Below are 506 nucleotides of genomic sequence, written 5' to 3' on the forward strand. Positions count from 1 at the left end.
TTTCTTTTGGGTGTATGTGTAGATTGATTTCCCAATTTTCCCCCCTTATCCATATTTAATTTAATATTTGAATATGATCAATTAAAATGCTTGTGGTTTCTTTACACAAAATTGTTTTTTCAATCTAAAATAAGTAGCATGAGAATTTCCCAAAAATCTCTACTAAGAATTAAAGCTGTTTTTTTTAAAATTAATAAGGACGTGCCGCCATTGGATGACCTTTCCAAGCAGGTAAAATAATATCTTTTGTTACCATGACATTGAAAGTATAACCAGGACGAATAATTAGTGTTGGCTGAATACCTAAATTTTTACGTGTCATTTCAATACCGACTTCGCCCCATTGTCTACCAAGCTCTGCCGCTAACGTTTCTTTTGCTGTCTCTGTTTTACTATCATCATTACCTGTCTTATGTGTTTTTTGAGACAATTGTGAAGCTCCCGAAATGACAGAAAGTAAAAAAGCATTACCAAAAATTTTTAAATAATGATTATGAACCTTATCC

The 506-nt window shown here is 32.0% G+C and carries 1 protein-coding gene; it reads right to left on the reverse strand.

Annotated elements, in window-relative coordinates; genetic code table 11:
* Positions 1-190: 190 nt before the first annotated feature.
* Positions 191-506, reverse strand: a 316-nt coding sequence (locus tag ACFIKY_RS09375; protein ID WP_375661771.1) for a TrbI/VirB10 family protein, incomplete at its 5' end; no start/stop codon positions are given.

This window comes from Bartonella sp. CR127HXZ (genome assembly GCF_042194555.1).
Lineage (GTDB): Bacteria > Pseudomonadota > Alphaproteobacteria > Rhizobiales > Rhizobiaceae > Bartonella > Bartonella grahamii.